The organism is Isoptericola sp. AK164 (assembly GCF_029643425.1).
Lineage (GTDB): Bacteria > Actinomycetota > Actinomycetes > Actinomycetales > Cellulomonadaceae > Isoptericola > Isoptericola haloaureus.
The window spans coordinates 86,703-109,538 of sequence record NZ_CP119106.1; the positions used below are offsets into that span (position 1 = coordinate 86,703).

General features: G+C 72.5%; 14 protein-coding genes. 9 read left to right on the forward strand and 5 right to left on the reverse strand.

Features of this window, described 5'->3' with window-relative positions; all coding sequences use genetic code 11:
* The first annotated feature begins 207 nt into the window (after positions 1-207).
* The gene (locus tag PO879_RS00435; protein ID WP_278235978.1) at positions 208-5,292 is read left to right on the forward strand and encodes an Ig-like domain-containing protein; all 5,085 of its coding nucleotides are present in this window, start codon (positions 208-210) and stop codon (positions 5,290-5,292) included.
* Positions 5,293-5,420: 128 nt separating this feature from the next.
* On the opposite strand, the gene PO879_RS00440 is transcribed toward PO879_RS00435, so the two are convergent.
* From PO879_RS00440 to PO879_RS00455, 4 genes are all read right to left on the reverse strand, one after another.
* The gene (locus PO879_RS00440; RefSeq protein WP_278235979.1) at positions 5,421-6,290 is read right to left on the reverse strand and encodes an oxygenase MpaB family protein; all 870 of its coding nucleotides are present in this window, start codon (positions 6,288-6,290) and stop codon (positions 5,421-5,423) included.
* Between the two features lie 142 nt (positions 6,291-6,432).
* Positions 6,433-9,297, reverse strand: a complete 2,865-nt coding sequence (locus PO879_RS00445) for an amidase (RefSeq protein WP_278235980.1) — start codon at positions 9,295-9,297, stop codon at positions 6,433-6,435.
* Between the two features lie 387 nt (positions 9,298-9,684).
* Positions 9,685-10,809 (reverse strand): substrate-binding domain-containing protein, encoded by a 1,125-nt coding sequence (locus tag PO879_RS00450; RefSeq protein ID WP_278235981.1) that lies wholly within the window; start codon positions 10,807-10,809, stop codon positions 9,685-9,687.
* Positions 10,806-12,767, reverse strand: a complete 1,962-nt coding sequence (locus PO879_RS00455; RefSeq protein WP_278235982.1) for a heparinase II/III family protein — start codon at positions 12,765-12,767, stop codon at positions 10,806-10,808. Before PO879_RS00455 ends, PO879_RS00450 begins: the two co-directional genes overlap by 4 nt.
* Before the next feature lie 169 nt (positions 12,768-12,936).
* Here PO879_RS00455 and PO879_RS00460 point away from each other — a divergent pair, with 169 nt between their 5' ends.
* The 8 genes from PO879_RS00460 to kduI all read left to right on the forward strand — a co-directional run bounded on the left by PO879_RS00460 (position 12,937) and on the right by kduI (position 22,019).
* Positions 12,937-14,853: a DUF2264 domain-containing protein gene (locus tag PO879_RS00460; protein WP_278235983.1), complete on the forward strand. Its 1,917-nt coding sequence runs from the start codon at positions 12,937-12,939 to the stop codon at positions 14,851-14,853.
* Positions 14,854-14,923: 70 nt separating this feature from the next.
* Positions 14,924-16,252, forward strand: a complete 1,329-nt coding sequence (locus PO879_RS00465) for an extracellular solute-binding protein (protein ID WP_278235984.1) — start codon at positions 14,924-14,926, stop codon at positions 16,250-16,252.
* Positions 16,253-16,503: 251 nt separating this feature from the next.
* Positions 16,504-17,466, forward strand: coding sequence for a sugar ABC transporter permease (locus tag PO879_RS00470; protein WP_278235985.1), 963 nt, complete (start codon positions 16,504-16,506; stop codon positions 17,464-17,466).
* Entirely contained in the window at positions 17,466-18,362 is an 897-nt protein-coding gene (locus tag PO879_RS00475; protein WP_278235986.1) for a carbohydrate ABC transporter permease, read from the forward strand. The genes PO879_RS00470 and PO879_RS00475 overlap by 1 nt, the downstream gene beginning before the upstream one ends.
* On the forward strand, positions 18,359-19,084 hold the full coding sequence (locus tag PO879_RS00480; protein ID WP_278235987.1) for a DUF624 domain-containing protein: 726 nt from the start codon (positions 18,359-18,361) through the stop codon (positions 19,082-19,084). Before PO879_RS00475 ends, PO879_RS00480 begins: the two co-directional genes overlap by 4 nt.
* Positions 19,085-19,126: 42 nt before the next feature.
* Positions 19,127-20,419: a glycoside hydrolase family 88 protein gene (locus PO879_RS00485; protein WP_278235988.1), complete on the forward strand. Its 1,293-nt coding sequence runs from the start codon at positions 19,127-19,129 to the stop codon at positions 20,417-20,419.
* Positions 20,416-21,180 (forward strand): 2-dehydro-3-deoxy-D-gluconate 5-dehydrogenase KduD, encoded by a 765-nt coding sequence (gene kduD / locus PO879_RS00490; protein WP_278235989.1) that lies wholly within the window; start codon positions 20,416-20,418, stop codon positions 21,178-21,180. The genes PO879_RS00485 and kduD overlap by 4 nt, the downstream gene beginning before the upstream one ends.
* Before the next feature lie 20 nt (positions 21,181-21,200).
* The gene (kduI, locus tag PO879_RS00495; protein ID WP_278235990.1) at positions 21,201-22,019 is read left to right on the forward strand and encodes a 5-dehydro-4-deoxy-D-glucuronate isomerase; all 819 of its coding nucleotides are present in this window, start codon (positions 21,201-21,203) and stop codon (positions 22,017-22,019) included.
* Between the two features lie 27 nt (positions 22,020-22,046).
* On the opposite strand, the gene PO879_RS00500 is transcribed toward kduI, so the two are convergent.
* On the reverse strand, positions 22,047-22,688 hold the full coding sequence (locus tag PO879_RS00500; protein ID WP_278235991.1) for a prepilin peptidase: 642 nt from the start codon (positions 22,686-22,688) through the stop codon (positions 22,047-22,049).
* Between the last annotated feature and the right edge of the window lie 148 nt (positions 22,689-22,836).

The window sequence follows — 22,836 nt, forward strand, 5'->3', positions numbered from 1 at the left end:
AGACGAGCCCGCGCCGTGATCGGTTCTGATCACCCCCGTGTGATCCGTGGACAGTTGCCGGGAGCGCCCCTAATCTCACTCGTGGAGTGCGCACCGACGACCTCAAACGATCAATAACGATCATACCAGGAGTGGCGCACGAGCGGCACCGCGGCCCTCGACGACGTGGCTCGCGGTGCCGGGACTTCAACGGGGAAGGAACGACCCATGAGACGACCACGCGCGTCACGCGCCGCCGTGTCGGGTCTGCTCACGAGCAGCCTGCTGGCCGCCACGCTCACCGCGACGGCTCTGCCGAGCGCGGCCGCCGAGCTGCCCGAGACCGTCGATGCCGCCGCCCACCTCGGCGCCGGCACGGTCGCCGGCACCTCGCTGCCCGCGACGCTGAGCGACGGCACCACGGACCACCCGGTGACCTGGGAGATCGACGCCGACACGTTCGCCGTGCCGTACACGACCGTGCCGGTGACCGGCACCGTCGACGGCGGCACCGTGACCGCGCAGGTCGAGGTGCTGGCACCGGCCGAGAACCCGCTGGTCTACTTCGTCGACGCGGGCCGGAACGGCGACTCCCAGGACCGTCCCTACTCGACCGGGCCGACGCCGTCGCGCGCGTTCAGCGCCGTGACCACCCTGGACGACGGCACGCTCGTGAACGACGTGCCCGACCAGGAGTTCGTCGACGGCGAGACGACCTGGGGCTGGACCTCGGACGCCCAGGACAACTACAAGATCTCCGTCACCGGCGGTGACCCCGACCCGTACGACGTCGACACGCTCGCCGCCTACGACAAGTACGAGCTCGGCGCGCGCACCAACGGCGACGCGATCACCTTCCGCCTGGACCTCGACCCGGGGACGTACACGCTGTCCAGCGGCTTCTTCGAGTTCTACACGGGTGGTCAGGACCGCCTGCGCGGCATCACGCCCGTGATCACGTACACGGTCGACGGGGCCGAGCAGAGCACCACCCTCGACGAGGCCACGCTGAGCACCCCGGCCGGCACCGAGAGCCGGCTGCTCGAGACCGACGCGTTCGAGATCCCCGCCGGTGCCACCGACGTCCGGCTCGCGTACACCCGGACCGCCGGCGAGGCACCCTCGCTGAGCTGGTTCGCCGTCGCCGCCGGGGACGCCGAGGAGACGATCGACGAGGCCGCGCACGCCGTGCCCGCCGTGACCACCGACATCACCGTCGACGGCGCCGACGTCGCCGCCGACAACGTCCACGGCCTGACCTTCAAGGGCTTCGGCGTCCTCAGCGCCAACTCCACCAGCGCCGTCCTGCTCGACTACAAGTCGGAGCACCCCGAGAAGTACGCCGAGATGCTGCGGATCCTCTTCGGTGGCGACCACCCGGTCATGCGCCACGTGAAGATCGAGATGGGCGACGACCGCAACAACTCCACCGGCTCCGACGTCGCCACGATGCGGACCCCCGACGAGCCCGCCAACGTGCGGCGGCACCCCGGCTTCCAGCTGGCCGCCGACGCGATCGCCGTGAACCCGGACGTCCAGGTGTCGATCCTGCGCTGGAACGCCGTGCCCTGGGCGGACACGAACGACAAGATCTACGACTGGTACAAGAACACGATCCTGGCCGCGTACCGCGAGTACGGGTACATGGTCGACTACGTGAACCCGGGGGTGAACGAGCACGCCGCCGACCTGGGCTGGACGAAGGAGTACGCCGAGCGCGTGCGCACCGACAGCACGGGCTACGTCAGCGACGACGCCGGGCTCGCCGGCTTCCGGGACGGCGAGGCGGAGCTGTTCCACCAGATCCAGGTCGTCATCTCCGACGAGGTCGGCACCGGCACCTTCGGCGACGAGATGGTCGCCGACGCCGCGCTGCGCGAGGCCGTCGACGTCGCGGGCTTCCACTACAACACCAACGACGACGGCGGCGGGCACTTCACGCGGCTCGCGGAGGAGTTCGACACCGAGATCTGGAACTCCGAGGCGCAGGCGACCTTCAGCAACTCCTCCTTCCGCCAGAACAACAACGTCGCCGACCCGACCTCCGAGGGCACCGGCATCGGCGGCACCGGCAGCTCGCTGGAGATGGCGAACACGATCGTCAAGGGGTTTGTGAACTCGCGGCGCACGCACTTCGTGTACCAGCCGGCCATCGGCTCGTTCTACGAGGGCGGGCAGTACTCCTTCAAGGAGCTCGTCAGCGCCCGCGACCCGTGGTCGGGGTGGATGCACTACGACGCCGGCCTGGCCGTGCTGCAGCACTTCTCGAGCTTCGCGGTCACCGGGTGGGAGAACGCCGACAACACCGCGGGCGTCTGGCGCGCCGTGCCCGAGGCGAGCACCACGACCGCGTCGGGCACCAACCCGGTGAACGGCCGCAACGGCGGTCCGAACTATCTGACCCTGGCCGCCCCGGACGCGTCGGACTTCTCCACCGTGCTGGTCAACGACTCGGAGTTCCCGCGCGCCTACCGGATCACGCCGGAGAACCTCGACCTCGGCGCCGACCCGACGCTCGCCGTCTGGGAGACCCGGGCCGCCGAGGACGGCGAGGCGTTCGACTCCCGCTACAAGCAGCACGTCGCCGACCTGACGGCCGACCTCGACGGCGCGTACACCCTCACCGTCGCGCCGTTCTCCATCGCCACGGTGACGTCGCTCGACGTCACCGGTGACGCGGGCTGGACCACGCCGCTGCCGGTCGAGGGCGAGCGCACCGTGCTCGACGCGCGTCCCGAGGAGGGCGTGCTCTGGTCCGACGACTTCGACTACACCGGCAAGACCGTGCCGGTCGTCGGGGTCGAAGGCACGCTGACCGACGAGACCGAGGACTTCACCGCCTCCCGCGGCGGCGACACCGGCGCGATCCCGCTGTACACCTGGGACCGCAACGGTTCCTTCGAGGCGTTCCTGGCCGACGACGGCGAGCGGGTGCTGCGCCAGCAGGTCGACCGGGAGGGCACCGGCGTCGGCGGCGCGTGGAACGGCGGCGACCCGATCACCGCCGTCGGCGACCGCCGGTGGACGAACTACCGGGCCACCGTCGACGTCCGCTTCGAGCGGGCCGCCGCGAGCGACAACTACGCGGTGCTCGGCGCCCGTTCCAGCGGGGGCGGCAGCTCGAACAACCTGAACGGGACGCCGTACGCGCTCAAGCTCGTGTCCGACGGCACCTGGCAGCTCGTGCGGTACGGCACGGTGCTGGAGTCGGGCAGCCTCGACGGGTTCGACGCCGCGGCGTGGCACGAGCTGTCGGTCCGGGCCGCGGGCGACGAGATCACCGGCTGGATCGACGGCGACGAGGTGTTCTCCTGGACCGACCCGTCCCCGGTGCTGTCCGGCTGGGTCGACCTGGCCAGCGGGTTCCACTGGACGCAGTTCGACGACCTGACCGTCGAGCGCGTCGACGACGAGGTGCCGCACTACGGCGAGTACCTCGACGGCCTCGAGACGAACGACCTGGCCGACCCGCCCGCCACGGAGCTCGTCTACGGCGGCGAGTGGCGGCACGCGAACGGCGGCTCCATGTACGAGTACATGCGGTCCACCTCGACCAGCCAGGGCGAGGGCGCGTCGCTGACGTACACCTTCACCGGCTCCGGCCTGGACGTGCTGGGGCCGAACGACGGCTCCGCCCGCCTCGACGTCACCGTCGACGGGGAGCCCGTGGCGGTCAACGCCGCGACGCGGGACGCCGGGCACTTCCAGCAGGCGTTCGAGCTGCGGGGACTGCCGTGGGGCGAGCACACCGTCACCCTGACGGTCACCTCGGGGACCCTCCTGGTCGACGCCGTCGGCGTGATCTCCTCCCCGGCGTCGGGGGCGACGGACGCCGCGGCGCTCGCCGAGGCGGTGGCTGCGGCCGAGGCCGTGGAGCGCACCGACGACTTCACGGACACCGACTGGGCCGTGCTGCAGCGCAACGTGGCCGACGCCCGGGCGGCCGTCGCGGACCCGGGGGCCTACCGGCTCACGGGCCACGGCGCCGACCAGCTCGTCGACCGGCTCCGGGCCGCCTCCGCGCCGGTCGCGGCGCGGATCGTCGGGATCGAGCCGGTCTCGACCGCGACCTACGTCGGCGAGACCCCGTCGGGTCTGCCGGAGACGCTCGAGGCCGAGCTCGCCGACGGCACCACGCGGGAGGTCCCGATCACCTGGGACCTGGACTCCGTCTCCTTCGACGACGAGTGGGCCACCGTCCTGGTGCCCGGCTCCTACGGGGTCGCGACCACGCAGGCACGGGTCGAGGTCGTCCCGACCGGGACCGTGGCGTTCGCCGACGTCAACGGCACCGCGGACGGGACCCTCGGGTACGACTCGCCGTCGTACCTCGCGATCGACGGTCTCGTCGGGGGGCTGCTCAACGAGTCGCCCGACCAGGTCCGCACCGACGGGGCCGACTGGGGCCACTGGGGGCAGAACGCCGGCGGCAACCGCGCGATCAACTACAAGGGCATCGTCGCGGGCGACTACTCCAAGACGTCCACCACGGGGATGTACACCAGCAACCAGGTCGGGGCCGAGGTGTCGTACACCATCACCCTCCCGGCCGGGTCGCACACGATCGTGGCCGAGTCGCACACCTGGTGGGCGGCCTGGTCCCGCAGCGCCGACGTGTTCCTCGACTACGACGGCGAGAGCCACGAGGTCGGGTCGTTCACCCTCGACACGGGCAACCCGACCGAGCTGCTGAGCCACGACGTCGAGCTGGCCGAGGACGGGCCGGTGACGATCCGGCTGCGGGCGACGAACAACCAGTCGCCGATGCTGTCCTGGGCGGCGGTCGTCACGCCGCCGGTGGAGGTGACGCCGGAGCGTCCGACCTGGACCGACGAGTGCGGTCCGGCCAACGTCACGGGTGCTCCCTTGCCCGTCGTCGAGGGCGTCGAGTACGTCGAGACCCGCAAGGGCGACGGTGGGGTGAAGGTCGTGGCGACGCCGTTGCCCGGCTACGTCCTGACGGACAAGCCCTCGCCGACGAAGAACCCGGACTCGTGGACGTGGACGAAGGGCGACTCCGGGCTGCCGTGCTGGGACGCCGGCACCCGCTACGAGGCGGGTGACCTGGTGGGTCTGGACGGATCGCTGTGGGAGGCCCTGCGGGAGTCCGAGGCGAAGCGTCCGGGCGAGCACGCGAACGGCCCGTGGCAGGAGATCGTCGAGACCGCCGACGGCACGGCGGTCTGGACGGAGTCGCGGGTGTTCGTCGCCGGTGACGTGGTGGTGGCCGACGGCGAACGCTGGGTCGCCCTGCACCGTACCCGCGGGCAGGTGCCGGCCGAGTCGCCGGACCACTGGGCACCCGAGGAGTGATCCCGGAGGGCCGCCTGCCCTGACCCCGTCGAGCGTCTCTGTTCCTCAGGAATCCAGCGGTGATTCCTGAGGAACAGAGACGCTCGACGCGTCCCGGACGATGTGGGTCGGACCGAGCCGGAACCGGGTCAGAACAGCGACGTGCCGGTGGCGAGCCTCCGCCGCACGTCACGCAGGCTCCGGGTGAACGGCCGTTCACGCAGCCGGCGCGGGGCGAGGCGCATGAAGCGCGTCATGCGCCGGTTGAACCGCGCGAACCTCACCTCGTCGTCGGGGGACCACTCGAGGTGCATCAGCTCGCGGAAGCGCGGCTCCAGGTAGCCGGTGACCAGGCGTACGCGCCACCGCATCAGCCACGGCGGGATCTCGCGGTCGAGGTACTCCAGGTGGACGACGCGCATCAGGTACTGCCGCGTCGCGTCGTCCATCTCGAGCTCGTCGAGCGAGGCGGTCCAGTACGCGTCGAAGTCCTCGCGGGTCGCGGGCCACGCCTCGGCCGGGAGCTGCAGGGTGGTCCCGAACACCATGCCCTGGCGGTAGAACCGCTCCGCGAAGTCACCGGTCAGGGGGCCGTGCACCCGCTGGTAGGCGTGCTCCGCGCCCTTGTACAGGCACGCGGCGACCCAGAGCTGCAGCGCCGGGTCGAACGCGTCGTAGGTCACCTCGGCACCCTCGGGCGAGCGCACCTGGGCGTGCGAACGGTTCGTGGCGCGGCGGTAGGCCGCGCGTTCCTCCGCGTCGCCGAACATCGCCACCGCGATGTAGCCGATCGTCGTGCGGCGTCGGCGCGCGGGGTTGAGGAACAAGTTGCCCTCGTCGACCGTGCTGTCCTTCACGCCGTGGCCCACGGGTCGTGCCGCGAGCTGCATGACGACGTTCGACGTGCCGGCCAGGAGCTGGAACCAGTTGGCCGACTCGCGCAGCGCCGTCGTCTCGATCGCGTCGAGCGCGTGGCGCCGGTCCGCCTTGGAGAGTCCCACTTCGTCGTCGAGGGCCATGCGGCCCACGATAGCGCACAGGTGAACTCATGTTAACTTAGCGATCGTCCGCCGGGTGCCGGACACCGAGCGACCCCGCTCGACGCGCGTCCGGGCAGGACGGCGACGAGCGGGGTCGTTCGCGGCGCGGTGGTGCCACCGGTCACGGAGCGGCGACCACCTCCACGGCGTCCGTCGGCGCGACGGTCGCCTTCTTGCCGGACAGCGTGACGTCGAACGTCACCGTCTCGCCGGCGGTCCAGGCAGCAGCGGCGGCGTCCGGCAGGGAGAAGGACACCGACGTGCCGGAGTCCGTCACCCGCAGGCTGCGCGCACCGAACGTCTCGCCGTCGTACGCGGCCTCCAGCCGGCCGGAGCAGGCACCGGCACCCGTGCAGTCCACGGCGAAGGTGACCTTGGCCGGTGCCCGGCCCTTCGCCTTGGTGGCGACCGTCGCCGTGGTGTCCAGCACGAAGGCCGGACGCTCGGCCACCGCCTGCGGCAGAGCGGGCAGGGGCTCGACGACCTGGGCCGGAGCGTCGGCGTCGTGCGCGAGCGCCGGCGTGATCTCCGGCAGCACCCGACCGTCCGTGGCCTGGTCGAAGGCGTACGCCATGCCCAGCAGCTCGGCGTCCTGGAACTCCTTGCCCTGGAGCTGGAACCCGATCGGGTTGCCGTGGGCGTTGACGCCGGCCGGGAAGATCGCCGTGGGCACCCCGGCGTACGACGACTCCGGGTTGATCCGCCCGAAGCTCGGGATGATCGAGTCGTTCAGGTGGATGTCGCTGAGCTCGGCCGCGTAGAGCACGGCGTCGACCCCGTGGTCGTCCATCCAGTCACCGAGGTCGGCCCGCCAGTCGGCGCGCCACTGCTCGAACGCCCGCTGGTCCTCGTCGGTCATGCGGCCCGCCCCGGTGTACTCCGAGGTGTTGATGCGGGTCGGGATCCGCAGCGGGCTGCGGGTGATCTCCTCGGGCGAGGTGTAGGGGTTGTCCGGGTGCGCCTCGATCCACTGCGCCCAGCCCTCGTAGTTGGTGTCCCCGCCGAACTCCCGCGGGCCGGCGTCCGGACCCTCCGGGATCTCGATCACGGTCGCGCCGAGGTCCTCGAACACGGAGAACTGGGCGCGCAGCGCGTCGCTGACCACGGTCGTGCCGAACGGGTCGTCGAACGCGCCCTCGGGGACGCCGATGACCTTGCCGTCGAGCACGTCGGGCGAGAAGTACTCGGTCCAGTCGTCCGGGCGGTGGCCGTTGGCGACGTCGTCGAGCACGTCGTCCGGGTTGTCCACCGCGGTGGCCTCCAGCAGGAGCGCGAGGTCCTCGGTGGACTGGCTGATGAAGCCGACGTAGTCCTGGATGATCGTCAGCGGCATGGTGCCCGCGCTGCTCTGCATGCCGTCGGTGCCCCGCAGCGAGAACAGGCTCGCCGCGCCGGCGGGGCCCCACAGCGAGTCACCGGTCTGGGTGCCGAAGCCGGCGGCCGCGAAGCTCGAGGCGACCGCGACGGAGGTGCCGCCGCTGGACCCGATCGGGCTGCGCGACGGGTCGTAGGCGTTCCACACCTGGCCGTAGGCGCTCGGGCTGTAGTGACCGTCGTTCGCGAACTCCGCGAGGTTCGCCTTGCCGAGGATGATGGCGCCGGCCTCGCGCAGCTTCTTCACCTGCCAGGCGTCCTCGGTCGGCTGGTAGCCGTCGAAGACCAGGGAACCGCCCGTGGTGGGCATGTCCTTGGTGTCGATGATGTCCTTGACCAGGATCGGCACGCCGAGCAGCGGCAGCTCCGAGCCGTCCGCCCGGGCGGCGTCGGCCTCCTCCGCCTGCTCGATGGCGGTCGGCGCGACGGCGATGACCGAGTGCAGCCCGAAGGGGCCGCGGTCGTAGGCCGCGATGCGGTCGAGGTAGGCCTGGGTGATCTCCGCGGCCGTGGTCTCGCCGGACTCCATGTCGCTGATCAGGTCCGTGATCGTCTTGCCCACGACGTCGTACGAGGTGCTGGTCGTCAGGGTCACCGGGGCGGCGACCTGGTCGATCCCGCCCTGGACCTCGCCCGAGGGCGTCGAGCAGTCGGTGACGCCGAGCGCCACGAGGTCGAAGTTCGCCAGGGAGCAGACCTCGGCGGGGGTGAGTCCTGCGAGGTCGGGGTCCGTGCTCAGCGCGGCGGCCTTCGCCTCCACCAGGTCGACCTGGGAGCCGGGCTCGGGCACCGCGGCGCCGTCCACGACGGCGGACGTCTCGGAGAGGCCCGTGACCACGAAGTGCGCCAGCGAGACGGTCTCGCCCGGGTCGATCGTCAGGCTGTTCACGAAGGCCGGGTGGTTCGCCTCGTCGCCCTCGGTCGGCAGGTCGTTGGTGAACGGGTCGCGGAGGAAGTTGCCCATGCGCTCCAGGGCGGGTTCGAAGCCGGGGCTGCCGAACGCGGTGGCCGAGGGGCCGTTCCGACTCGCCGACCCCGGACCGTCGCTGGGGGTGTACCAGCTGGCCCACCCGTCCGCGTCGGAGATGGTGGTGTCGCCGTCGGAGGTGCCGGCGATGGCGCTCTGGTTGGTACCGGTGTCGTACCCGAGCTGGCCGCCGAAGGCGGTCTCGACGGTCACCGGGACGTCGGTGGTGTTGGTGAAGGAGTCGAGGAACCGGCCGTAGCTCGCGGCCTGGTCGACGCGCAGCTCGCGCTGCACGACGACGCCGTCGACGTCGACGCCCTGCGTGGTGGAGAAGGTGTCCTGCTCGTCGTAGGTGAGCTCGAAGCCGCGCAGGAGGATCCCGCCGAGCGGCGAGGTGCCCCCCTCGACCTGGATCCGCAGGCCGCCGTAGCCCATCAGGGCCCGGCTCTCGGTGTCCATCACGCTGCCGGTGTCGACGCCGGGGCTGGCGGCGTCGTGGACGTTCCAGGCGTCCCCGGTGACGACGGGGACGGGGTTGTAGGCGGAGGCGGGGGCGAGACAGAACGCGGCGAGCGTCGCTGTCGTGACCGCGACGCCCGAGGCCTTCCGGCGGACGCGGTGCCGCCGACGGGACTGCTGGTTCATGGGTTCTCCTGCCCGGTCGGCTCACGGAGCGGCCCCGCCGACCGAGCGGCTGGTGGTGTCGAGAGTGCCGCCCGCCGGAGAAACTAAGGTCGTAACGTTTCGATTGCTCGCACGAATTGTTGCTACGACGTTTCGGATTAGCGCTTTACTCCGACGCCGCTCTACCGGTGGCGGAATGCCCATCCCTGCGGTATCAGGGCACTTGGAACAGGGCGGATGCCGCGAGAAACCGTGCTGATCGGCCAGGGTCGAGGCGGAGAAATCGGTCGTCGACGGCGATCTGTGCTGTGGAATTCTCACACCGTGAGACATGGTGCGGATTTCTTTTTGTCGCACGATATCGCCGCATTGCTCGCTTTCTCCTGCGGGGGTGTCGTGGACGAGCGGCTACCGCGGCACCGGGCCGGTGGACTCCCGCACCATGAGCCGCGGGCTGATCGCCTCGCGGTGCACGGGCCGGGACGGGTCGGCGAGCCGCTTGACCAGCAGGTCCACGGCGGCGTGCCCGACGGCGTCCCGCGGGGGGTGCACCGCGGTCATGGCGGGGCTGAACAGGCTCGCCACCTCGTCGTCGTAGGCGACGACCGACAGGTCGCCGGGGACGGACAGCCCGCGGTCCATGGCGCGCTGCGCGATGGCGGAGGCCTCGGGGTCCGAGTGCACCAGCAGTCCCGTGGTGCCGGAGCCGAGCGCCGTGCTGACGACGTCGTCCACCACGCCGGCGAACTCGGGGCGCTTGCGGTCCGGGGCGAGCCGCTCGAAGTGCTCCGCGCTCGTCAGCCCCAGCTCGTGGCAGGCGGCCCGCCACCCGGCGGCGATCTTGCGCGACGTCGGCGACTCGCGGGACAGCACCAGCCCGACGCGCCGGTGCCCGAGGTCGGCCAGGTGGTGCACGGCCATGAGCGCCCCGAGCGCGTGGTCGGAGACGACGGACTCGAGCGCCGCCCGGTGCGGGCCGCGCGCGGCCTCGCGCTCGACGAGCACGTGCGGCACCCCGGAGGCGGCCAGCCACTCGACGACGTCGGGGGCGGTGCGGCCGTCCATCCGCGGCGCGCAGACGAGGCCCCGGACCTCCTCGGACTCGACCAGACGTCGCAGCGCCGGGCGTTCGTCCGTCGTGTCGTAGGAGGACCCGCGCAGCACGATCCGCAGTCCGTGCCGCCGGGCCTCGGCCTCCATGCCGCGCACGACCTCGGGCCAGTAGTAGTCCAGGGACGGCACCAGCACGCCGATGGAACCGGTGGTCCGCGGGTCGGCGTCCGGGGTCTCGGCGGGGGTGTCCTCGCGGCGGTCCGCCGTCCGCTCCGTCCGGACGGCGACGGCGCCGCCGTGCACCCGGGCCAGCCGGCCCTCGCGCTCCAGGCGCGCGATGTCGCGGCGCACCGTGACGGCGGTGACCCCGAGCTCGGCGGTGAGGTCGGCGACGCGCACGACGCCGTCGCGCTCGAGCACCCCGAGCAGGTGGGCGTCGCGCTCGGCGGGCAGCGGGGCCCGTGCGGTGTCCTGGGTCACGAGCCCTCCCGGGGCGTCAGGGCCACGACCGTGCGCAGGTCGTGTCGGTCGGTGACGTCGAGGTCGAGCCGGGTGAGCCGGTCGCCCCAGACGTCGCGGAGCAGGGGGTCGTCCAGCGGCCGGTCCACGAGCGCGGCGGGCACCTCGGCGGGCCAGGTCAGCTCCACGGGCGTCGCGTCCTCGAGCGGTCGGACGACGGCGCGTCCCGGGGTGAGCGTGACGTCCCCGGCGAGCAGGAACCGCACGGTCGTCGGTCCGTGGCCCGCGTCCGGGGCGAGGTCCCAGGCGTCGGCCACCACGACCCGCGCGGCGCCGTCGGACCGCTCCAGGCGGGTGCTGCGCCGCCAGGACGCGAGCCCCGCCACGGGATAGGCGCCGGCGAGGTCGAGGGAGAGCCCCTCGACGCCGTCGTCGGTCAGGACCGCGACGTCGCAGGCCGCGAACGCGGGGCCGACACCCTGGGCGGTACCCGCCACCTCGGGCACGCCGTGCCAGGAGGACTGCATCGTCCAGATGTCGTAGCGGTCGGGCCCGAACGTCTGCGCGGTGTACGTGGGGCGGCCGGCGTCCACCACGACCGGGACGCCGTCGGACGCGACGACGACGGAGCCGACGTCGTTGTGGTTGTGCGCCTCGCCGTTGTGGCCGCCCTTGGCGGCGAGCGCCAGCCCGTCGGGGGTGCCGGGGCGCTCGCGGACGAGCAGCACCTGGGTGGACCCCCACCACGTGCGGCGGGGCAGGGGCGGGTCCGCCCCGGCGGCGACGGCGTCGTGCCAGGCGGTGTCGGTCAGGCCGCGCAGCAGCCGCCCGAGTCCGGCCCCGGGGTCGGCCACAGGGTCGCGGGGACCCACCTGGGCCGCGGCGTAGGCGGCGGCGTCGGCGTCCCCGACGGCGCGGGCGGCGCGGTGCAGCGCGTGCCAGGGGTGGACGTCGGTGGGCCGCGCCTGGGAGTCCGCGACGGACAGGTACCAGGACCCGCCGAGCTGCATGCGGTGCGGGAACGCGACGGTCTCGCGCAGGGCGGGCGGCACGACGGCGGGGTCGAGGGCGTCGAGCGCGCCGCCGGTGGCGTGCCGGAGCACGTCGAGCGCCTCCAGCGTGCGGCACGCGCCGTTCCACCAGTAGCCGTAGCCCTCGTCGATGGCGCCGTCGGCGGGTAGGGAGGCGACGTACCGGTCGATGCCCTGCAGGCACAGGTCGACGACGACGGCGCGGTCGGCGGCGTCGTCGGGGTCGTCGAGGAGGCGCAGGGCGGCGAGGAGCACGTTGCCGTGGATCCACGGGTTCCAGTTGTGCACGTGCCCGTCCAGGCCGAGCCAGTGCCAGTCGCGACGGCGCAGGAACGGCTCGATCACGCGGGTGCGGGCCTCGTGGCGCAGGCGGGTGCGCAGGCCGGGGTAGCGGGCGTCGAGGGCCGCGCCGAGCAGGTGGTCGGTCCAGGCGAGCTGGCCGACGACCTCACCGGCCCCGAGGTCGAGGAACGGGTCGGTGACGGTGGGCAGCACGGCGCCGTGGACGGCCCGGGTGTCGTCGTGGGCGGGCCAGCACCACGAGCTCTGCTCGCACAGCATCCACAGCCCGTCGGCGACCTCGTCGGTCCAGGCGTCGTCGCCGGTCACGGCGGCGGCGACCACGGCCCGCGACAGCCGGCGCTGACGGGTGAAGACGAGCTGTTCGTGGGTGTCGCGGTCGCCGTCGCGGTGCACCCGGACGGCGGTGCTGGCCAGCGGCTGCGGCCAGGGGGTGCCGAGGTCGGAGCGGGCGCGGTCGACGACGGCCGCGGCGGACGCGCGGTGCAGGGCACCTGTGCCGGGTTCCCACACGCCGCGGTCGGTGGCCGGGGCGAGCGGGAGCGCGGTCCCGGGTGGGCGCAGCAGCTCCCGGAGCGCGGTGTGGTGGGCCTCCTCGGCGCCGACGGCGGCGGCCAGGGGCCCGGTGAAGCGTTCTGCGGTAGCCATCTCTCCTCGTTGAGATCAGTTCAGCAGCCAAACGATCGGAAACGATCATCACGGTACAGCAACACGGTTGACATGGCGAGAACGTGCCCGATTTACTTCGAACGTGTTCGGTCAGGGATGACCACATCTGATCGCTTCGGCGACCAGTCCATCGACGAAGAAGGACGAGATGCTCGAGTCGACGACGCTCGCCGCAGGGTCCGCCGCCGCGGACGCCTGGGACCGGGACCGGTGGGCCGCCCACGCGGACCGGATGCTCGCGGCCGTCGTCCCGTTCACCTCTCCCGGTGGCTCGCTGGTCACCCTGCCCGGTGCCGAGGGCGGCTACGGCCGGGCGATCGACGGCCTCGAGGGCTTCGCCCGCACCTTCCTGCTCGGCGGCTTCCGCCTCGCGGGGGAGCGAGGCGCGGACCCCCACGGCTACGCCGACCGGTTCGCCACGGGCCTGGACGCCGGCACCGACCCGCACCACCCGGAGCGCTGGCAGCGCTTGTCCGAGCACGCCCAGGCCAAGGTCGAGGCCGCCTCCATCGCGCTGGTGCTCGACATGACGCGCCCCTGGATCTGGGACCGGCTCGACGCCCGGGTGCAGGAGCAGGTCGTCGACTACCTCGCCGAGGCCGTCGGCGACGACACCTATCCCCGCATCAACTGGGTCTGGTTCCGCCTCGTGGTGCAGACGTTCCTGCGCGGCGTCGGCGGGCCGCACTCCGTGGCCGAGATGCGCGAGGACCTCGCCACCCACGACACCTTCGCCCGTCGCGACGGCTGGCTCGCCGACGGCGCGGAGCGGTCCTTCGACCACTACAACGGCTGGGCCCTGCACCTGTACCCGACGCTCTGGGCGCGGATGGCCGGTGCCGCCGATCTGGCCGCCGCGCGACGCGCGGACGACGTCGCCCGGCTCGACCGGTTCCTCACCGACGCCCTGGCGCTGGTCGGCGGGGACGGCTCCCCGCTGGTCCAGGGCCGGTCGCTCGCCTACCGCTTCGCCGCCGCCGCGCCGTTCTGGGTCGGTGCGATCGCCGAGGTCCCCTCGCACGCGCCGGGCCGGCTGCGCCGTGCCGCCTCCGCCGTCGTCGGCCACTTCGCCGACCACGGCGCCCCCGACGACGACGGGCTGCTCACGCTGGGCTGGCACCACGCCTGGCCCCGGATCGCCCAGGCCTACTCCGGTCCCGGCTCGCCGTACTGGGCGAGCAAGGGGATGCTCGGCCTCGCGCTGCCCGCCGACCACCCCGCCTGGACGGCCCCCGCCGAGCCGCTGCCCGTCGAGTCCGGCGACGTGCTGCGCACCGTCGCCGCCCCCGGCTGGATCGTCTCGGGCACCCGCGCCGACGGGATCGTGCGGGTCGTCAACCACGGCACCGACCACGCCCTGCCCGGCGCCGACGTCGGCGACTCGCCGTTGTACGCGCGGCTCGGCTACTCGACGGCCACCAGCCCGTGGCTCGACGAGGCGAGCTGGGCCTCCCCGGCCGAACAGTCCGTGACCCTGCTGGACGCCGCGGGACGGGCCAGCCACCGCGCCGGGTTCGAGACCCTCCGCGCACCGGACCTCGCCGCCGACGGCGGTACCCCGGTCGCGGTCGCCGCCTCCCGCGCCGCCGCGCACTGGCTCGACGTCGCCCCCGGGCAGCGCGACCACGGCTCCGGACGCCACGGCACGACGGCGCCGGCCGGCACGATCACGACCGCCTCGCTGGTCCGCGGCCCCTGGGAGGTGCGCTGCGTGCGCGTCGAGGAGGTGCCCGACGGCGCCTCCCCGGTCGCGCTGCGGGTCTCCGGCTGGCCCACGGTCGCCGGCGACGGGCTCGAATCCCGCGTCGACCCGCTCCTCGGCGACTGGCAGCCGGTCGTCACCGAACGTGCCGACGCCAGCCCGCTGGGCGACCCCGCGCGCGTGCCGGCGCTGGACACCGCGGTCGAGACCGGACGGTGGCTCGCGGCGCTGGTGACCCTGCGCGGCGACGTCCCCGACCGACCCGACCCCCCGGCGGACGACCCCGCCGCCCTCACGCTCGACGGCACCGACGCCGTCGTCCGATGGCCCGACGGCGTCACCACGACGACCCGGCTGGTCTGAGCACCGAACCGATCCGAAACCTGTCACGACGGTCTGACGAGGGACCGTCCACTCGAAGGAGAGAGCACAGATGAAGCGCACGATCCCCACCGCGGCCGGTGCGGCCGCCGCGGTCGTCCTGGCCCTGACCGCGTGCAGCGGCGGCACCGCCGACGAGGCCGGTGGCGGCGGCGGTGACGACACCGCGGCGCCCGCCGAGGACGAGGCCGTCACGTTGTCCCTGGCCGGGTGGAGCCTGTCGACCACGCCGGAGTTCCAGACCCTCGCGGACGCGTTCCACGAGGAGAACCCGAACGTGACCGTCGAGCTCCAGGAGTATGACGCCTCGGAGTACGACACCCAGATGACCGCCGACCTGGCGGCCGGCAGCGCCCCCGACATGTACGTGCTGAAGAACCTCAAGAACTTCTGGACGTACTACGACGGCGCGCAGCTCCTCGACGTCTCCGACGTCACCGCCGAGCTCGACCCGGCTACCGGCGGCGCCGACTTCTACGAGGTCGACGGCGCGAGCTGGGCGGTGCCCTACCGCCAGGACTCCTGGTTCCTCTACTACAACCAGGACCTGTTCGACGAGGCCGGCGTGGACGCCCCGGACGGCTCGTGGACCTGGGACGACTACGTCACCGCGGCGCAGGACGTCACCGAGGGGCTCGGGGACAGCGACGCGCTCGGCGCCTACCAGCACTCCTGGCAGTCCGTGGTGCAGGGCTTCGCCCTGGCCCAGAGCGAGGGCGCCGAGCTCACCAGCGGCGACTTCGGCTACCTCGAGCCGTTCTACGACCGTGCCGTCGAGCTGCAGGACAGCGATGCCCAGGTCGACTTCGGCACCGTGACCACGAACCAGCTCACCTACCAGGCGCAGTTCGGCACCCAGCAGGCCGCCATGATGCCGATGGGCTCCTGGTACGTGGCCACGCTGCTGGCGCAGCAGGAGTCCGGCGACGCCGACGAGTTCAACTGGGGCATGGCCCCGATCCCGCAGGTCGACTCCTCGACCACCGGCATGGACGCCACCCCGGTGACGTTCGGCGACCCGACCGGTCTGGGCATCAACCCGGCCATCGACGAGGCCAAGGTCGACGCCGCGAAGGAGTTCCTGGCCTTCGCCGCCGGTGAGGGCGGCGCGGACGCGCTCGCCGCGATCGGCATCACCCCGGCCCTGCTGAGCGACGGCGTCGTGGACACCTACTTCGGCCTCGACGGGGTCCCGGGCGACGAGCTGTCGCAGTTCGCGTTCGCCACGCACGACACCCGCCCGGAGAACCCGGTCGACCCGGACACCGCCGCCCTGCAGAACATCCTGGGCGACACCCACTCGGAGATCATGTCCGAGTCGTCGTCCGTGGCCGACGCGATCGCCGGCGCCGAGGACCGCGCCGCCTCCGAGGTCGGCTGACCCGGAGGTGCAGCGCACGGTGAGGGCCGAGGCACGAGGCACTCGCCGGAAGCGGAACCGCAGGGTCGGCCGATGGAGCACAGGCTGACCCGGAGGTGCAGCGCACGGTGAGGGCCGAGGCACGAGGCACTCGCCGGAAGCGGAACCGCAGGGTCGGCCGATGGAGCACAGGCTGACCCACAGGCTCCCGGGGGCACCGCGACGACCGCGGTGCCCCCGGGCCACCACACCGCCCAGACACAGGAGTCACCATGGCGACGATCGCCGTCGACGACCGCAGCAGCGGGGCGTCCGGCCCGAGCCCCGCGGCCCCGCCCGGCCCCCGTCGGCGCCGGCCGGGCAGTCGGCTCAAGTTGCGCAACACCCTCATCGGGTGGAGCTTCATCCTGCCGAACTTCCTCGGCTTCGGTCTGCTGACCCTCATCCCCGTCGTCACGCTGTTCTACCTGTCGCTGACGGAGTGGAACGTGTTCGGCGGCGCCGAGTTCATCGGCCTGGACAACTACACGCGGATGATCGGCGACACCAGCTATCACACCGCGCTGTTCAACACGATCTACTACTCCGCCGTCCACATCCCCGCCACGCTGGTGGCGTCGCTGGGCCTGGCGCTGCTGCTCAACCGCAAGCTGCGCGGCGTGGCGTTCTTCCGCACGGTGGCGTTCTTCCCGTACATCACCTCGATCGTCGCCATCGCCGTGGTGTGGAACATGCTGTTCAGCCCGGAGTACGGCCCGATCAACCAGTTCCTGACGTTCCTCGGTGTGGACGACCCGCCCGGGTGGACGACGTCGGCGGACTCCTCGATGCCCGCCGTGATCATCGTCGGCGTGTGGCGCGAGATGGGCTACTACATGCTGCTGCTGCTCGCCGGTCTGCAGACCGTGCCGGGCGAGCTCTACGAGGCCGCCCGCGTCGACGGCGCCGGCGCCTGGGGCCGTTTCTGGAACGTCACGCTGCCGTGCCTGCGCCCCACGATGTTCTTCGTCACCGTGATCCTGACGATCAACAGCCTCAAGGTCTTCGACCTCATCCTCGTCATGACCGACGGCGGACCCGGCCAGTCGACGCTGGTGCTGAGCCAGTTCATCTACTCCAAGGGCTTCGAGGAGAACCAGTTCGGGTACGCCTCCGCGGTGGCCGTGACCCTGTTCTTCATCTGCATCGCCGTGACGATCTTCCAGTTCTTCTGGAACCGCAGGAAGGACGCCTGATGACCACCGTCTCCCCGACGACCTCCGTCGACGCGTCGACCTCGCCGCTGCGGCCCGCCCAGGTGCGCGCCCGGTGGAAGCGCCAGGCGTCCCGCGCCGTCGGCTACGCCGCGCTGCTCGTGGCCGCCGCCGGCATCCTGCTGCCGTTCGTGTGGATGGTCATCTCCTCGCTGAAGGAGAACAACCAGGTCTTCACCGTGCCGCTGCAGTGGATCCCGGATCCCGTGGTGTGGCAGAACTACATCGACATCTGGGCGAAGTCCGACATGGTCACCTGGATCAAGAACACGCTGATCCTGTCCGTGAGCGTGACGTTCCTGCAGGTGCTGACCGGCAGCTTCGCCGCCTACGGGTTCTCCAAGATGCGGTTCCCCGGCCGCGACGCGCTGTTCCTGCTGTACGTGGCGACCATCGCGGTGCCGTGGCAGGCGTACATGATCCCGCAGTTCGTCATGCTCTCGAACATCGGGCTGTCGAACACCCTGTGGTCGATCCTGGCGCTGCAGACCTTCAGCGCGTTCGGCGTGTTCCTCATGAAGCAGTACTACGAGTCGATCCCGGAGTCGCTGTCCGAGGCGGCCCGGATCGACGGCATGAGCGAGTACGGCATCTGGCGGCGCATCATCCTGCCGCTGTCCACGCCGGCGATCGCCAGCCTGACGCTGCTGACCTTCGTCAACACCTGGAACGACTACCTCGGGCCGCTGATCTACCTGCGCAGCCCGGAGCTGTGGACGCTGCAGCTCGGTCTGCAGACGTTCGTCGGGCAGTACAACGCCGAGCACGCGCTCATCATGGCCGGCTCGGTGATCTCGGTGCTGCCGATCGCCGTGATCTTCCTGCTCGGGCAGAAGTTCTTCGTCCGCGGGATCGCCACCACGGGGGTCAAGGGATGAGCACGAGCACCCGACACCAGGGCCGCCGTCGGCTCGTCAGCCAGGAGATGTACGAGACGGTGTTCGGCACCGTGTACATCGGGCTGGCCACCAACGTCCTGCTCGTGGTGGCCACGCTGCCGCTGCTCGTGGTGCTGCTGACCACCGACCCGACCGTGTCGTGGCCGGCGTTCGCGCTGCTCGCCCCGCTGCTGGCCCCGGCCCTGGTCGCGGCCTTCGCGGTCTTCACGGCGTTCTCCACCGACGGCTCGACCGCCGCGGTGCGGACCTTCTGGCGGGCCTACCGCCGGCACGCGCGCCGGGCGCTGGCGATCGGCGCGCTGGCGAGCGCCGCCGTCGTCGTCCTGGCCGTGGACGTCGTCGCCGTCTGGGGCGCACGGATCGGCGCCGCCGCGATCCCGGTGTTCGGCACCCTGCTGGTGCTGGCCGTGCTCACCGCCCTGGTCGCGCTCGCCGCGATCCCGGTGCTGCCCGGGGTGCGGCTGCGCGACCTGCTGCGCACCAGCCTCTACCTCGCGGTGCGCCGCTGGTACCTCAGCGTCACCGCGCTGGCGGTGCTCGGCCTGCTCGCCGGCGTGGTGGTGACCAGCCCCGCCATCGGGCTCGGGTTCGCCACCGCACCCCTGCTGTTCGTCGTCTGGGGCGGTTGCCGCGTCGCGCTGCGGTCCGTCGTGCCCGACGGCGCCACCCCGGCCGCGCACGGCACCGCCGTCCCCTCCTGAACCTCCCCACGGTGCCCCGGCGCCGGAAAGCGAGACCCACCGATGTCCTCCACCGACGTGCGCGACTCCGCGCCGGGCGCCGACCCGCGACCTGCCGACCGCCCCGGGGCGCTCGCGGCCGCCGTCGACGCCGCCGTGGCCACCGTGCGCCGCAACGCGGCAGCGTTCGGCGCGCTGTACCCCGACTCCACGACCCGCGACGACCGCTACCCGCTGCGCCCGGCCACCGACCGGTTCGCCGAGGGCGCCAACCGCGACTGGACCACCAGCTTCTGGCCCGGCATGCAGTGGCGTGCCGTCGAGCTCACCGGTGACGCCGACCTGCGGGCCGCCGCCCTGGCGCACGCCGCCGACTTCGCCCGCCGCGTGCACGCCGGGGAGGACCTCGACACCCACGACCTCGGGTTCCTGTACACGCTGTCCTGCGTCGACGCGTGGCGGCTGGCGGGCGACGAGGCCGCCCGGGACGCGGCGCTCGCGGCGGCGGACCACCTCATGACGCGGTTCCTGCCCTCGGCGGGGATCATCCAGGCGTGGGGCGACCTGTCCGACCCGGCCCAGCGCGGCCGGACCATCGTCGACAGCCTCATGAACATGCCGCTGCTGACCTGGGCGACCCAGGTCACCGGCGACCCGCGGTACGCCGACGTCGTGGCCCGGCACGTGGTGCAGGTGCGCACCCACCTGCTGCGCGACGACGACTCGACCTTCCACACCTTCTACTGGGACCCGGAGACGGGGGAGCCGCTGCGCGGCGGCACCGAGCAGGGTGCCGGCGACGACTCCTGCTGGGCGCGCGGGCAGGCGTGGGGCATCTTCGGCTTCGCCCTGCACCACCGCACCTCGGGCGACCCGGAGTCGCTGCGGGCCTCGGAGCGCTGCGCCGAGTACTTCCTCGCGCACCTGCCCGCCGACGGCGTGCCGTTCTGGGACCTGGTGTACTCCGACGGAGCGGACGCGCCGCGCGACTCGTCCTCCGGGGCGATCGCGGCCTGCGGCCTGCTGGAGCTCGCCTCGGTGTCGACCGACGCCGACCGCGCGGCCCGGTACGCCGCCGCCGCGCGGCGGATGGTCGCCGACCTGATCGCCGGGTACACCCCGGCCGCGCCCGAGGACGCCGACGCGCTGCTGCTGCACTCGGTCTACGACGCCCCGAAGAACAAGGGTGTGGACGAGGGCTGCCTGTGGGGCGACTACTACTACCTGGAGGCGCTGACCCGCCTCACGCTGCCCGGCTGGGTCTCGCCCTGGTGGCCGGCCGCCGCGGCCGTGCCCACCCGCCTCACGCTGACCGCAGGCACGACCGCCACCGACACCGACGGAGGGACCGCATGATCCTCGACCAGTTCCGGCTCGACGGGAAGGTCGCGCTCGTGACGGGCACGAGCCGCGGCCTCGGCCAGGGCGCCGCCGTGGCGCTCGCCGAGGCCGGGGCCGACGTCGCGCTCCTGGACCGCAGCGAGCCCACCGAGACGATCTCCCGCATCAAGGCCCTGGGCCGCCGCGTGCACAGCGTGCAGCGGGACCTCGCCACGGCGACGGCGGAGGAGCTCGACGCCGCCGTCGCGGAGGTCGAGGACGTGCTCGGCCCGGTCGACGTGCTCGTCAACAACGCCGGCACCATCCGTCGGGCGCCGGCCGCCGAGCACACGGCCGAGGACTGGGACACGGTGCTGGCCGTCAACCTCGACGCCGTGTTCCACCTGTCCCGCGCCGTCGGGCGGGGCATGCTCGAGCGCGGGTCGGGGAGCATCGTCAACGTCGCCTCGATGCTGTCCTTCCAGGGCGGCATCCTCGTTCCCGGCTACGCGGCCTCCAAGCACGCCGTCGTCGGCCTGACCAAGGCGCTCGCCAACGAGTGGGCCGGGCGCGGCGTCAACGTCAACGCCGTCGCCCCCGGCTACATGGCCACCGACAACACCGCCCCCATCCGGGCGGACGCCGAGCGGGAGCAGTCCATCTCGGCGCGCATCCCTGCCGGACGGTGGGGCACCCCGGAGGACCTCGCCGGGATCTTCGTGTACCTCGCCTCGCCCGCCTCCGCCTACGTGCACGGCGCCGTCGTCCCCGTCGACGGCGGCTGGCTCGTGCGCTGAGCACCGACCGAAGGAGCATCATGGAACAGCGTTACGCCACCAACCCGGAGCAGATCCCCGGCCTGACGACGCAGGAGCTGCGCGACAAGTTCCTCGTCGAGGACCTCTTCGTGCCCGGCGAGGTCCGGACCGTCTACACCCACCACGACCGCATCGTCCTGGGCGGTGCCCTGCCCGGCGCCGAGCCGGTCGCGCTGCCGAACCCGGACGAGCTGCGCGCCGAGTACTTCCTGCAGCGCCGCGAGGTGGGGATCGTCAACGTCGGGTCCACGGGCACCGTCGTGGCCGACGGCGAGACCTACGAGATGCCGACCCGCTCCCTGCTGTACATCGGCAGCGGCACCCAGGACGTGACGTTCGCGGGGGAGGGCGCGGCGTTCTACCTGTTCTCCGCCCCGGCCCACACCTCGTACCCGACCGTGCTGACGCTGCCCGGCGAGGGCAACACGCTCGAGCTCGGCGACCAGGTGACCTCGAACCGGCGTTCGCTGGAGCAGGTCGTGCACGCCAAGGGCGTGCAGTCCTGCCAGGTCGTCATGGGCGTCACGCGGCTGCACGAGGGCTCGATGTGGAACACCATGCCGGCGCACACCCACGACCGGCGCACCGAGTGCTACCTGTACTTCGACCTGCCGGCCGACGCCCGGGTGCTGCACCTGTGCGGCGAGCCGACCGAGACGCGGCACCTCACCGTGGCCGACCGCCAGGCGATCATCTCGCCGTCGTGGTCGGTGCACTCCGGGGTGGGGACGGCCAACTACTCGTTCGTGTGGGCGATGGCGGGGGAGAACCAGGACTTCACCGACATGGACGCGGTGCCGCCGACCGAGATCCGCTGACGTCGCCGCCCGCCGCGGTGCGTCGCCTCAGGCGGCCACCGCGGCGAGGCCGAGGGCCGCGCCGAGGATCATGGCGGGCCCGAAGGGCAGGTCGTCGCGCAGCGAGGTGCGCCGTGCGGCCAGGAGCACCAGCGCGCCGAGGGCGAACACGACGAACGCCGCCAGCGTGCCGTACGCGACGGCCTGCCACCCCCACCATCCGAGCAGGAGACCCAGCACGCCGGCGAGCTTGACGTCGCCGAACCCGAGGCTGCTGGGCGAGATCATCGCGAGCACGAGGTAGACGGCGAACAGGGCGACACCGGCGAGCACCGCCGTGAGCAGCCGGGACCAGTCGTCGCCGAGCGCCGCGGCGACGACGAGCCCGGCCAGGAGCCCGAGAGCGGCCGACCCGACGACGACGTCGGGCAGGCGATAGGTCGCCAGGTCGATCGGGATCAGCAGGCCGGCCGCGACGGCCACGACGGCGACGGCGACCAGCTCCGCCCAGGACGTCGCGACGAGCGCGGCGCCGACGCCTCCCAGGCCGGCGAGCGGGCCGGTGACCCACCCACGGAGCAGCCGGGACTCGCTGACGACGAACCGGCGCGCCCAGGGCGTGAGGAGGGCGGCGACGAGGGCGCAGCACAGCGCCGTGGCGACCGCGGTGGCGGAGAGCGGAAGAGTCACGAGATGTTCAAAGCCTCGGGCAATCATTTGATCGATCTATTAACGACGTTCTGTCCGATTTTGTCTGCTCTATCCGACCAGAGAGACGGAACGGGAGCGGGTGAAAACGCGGGAATCAGAGATTGTTCACCCGCTCATCGGTTGATCC